Consider the following 262-nt stretch of genomic DNA (forward strand, 5'->3'; position numbering starts at 1 on the left):
GCTAAAACAGTCAGGATGTTGGCTTAGAAGCAGCCATCATTTAAAGAAAGCGTAATAGCTCACTGATCGAGTCGTCCTGCGCGGAAGATGTAACGGGGCTAAGCCAGTCACCGAAGCTGCGGATATGCAGTAATGCATATGGTAGGAGAGCGTTCTGTAAGCCTGCGAAGGTGTCTTGTAAAGGATGCTGGAGGTATCAGAAGTGCGAATGCTGACATGAGTAGCGATAATGGGGGTGAAAAGCCCCCACGCCGTAAGCCCA

At 50.4% G+C, this 262-nt stretch carries 1 rRNA gene; it reads left to right on the forward strand.

Going from position 1 to position 262, the window contains the following annotated elements:
* A 23S ribosomal RNA gene (locus GJ700_RS34815) occupies nucleotides 1-262 on the forward strand; the annotation flags it as partial.

Origin of the sequence: Pseudoduganella rivuli (assembly GCF_009674485.1) — a bacterium.
Taxonomy (GTDB): Bacteria; Pseudomonadota; Gammaproteobacteria; order Burkholderiales; family Burkholderiaceae_D; genus Rugamonas; species Rugamonas rivuli_B.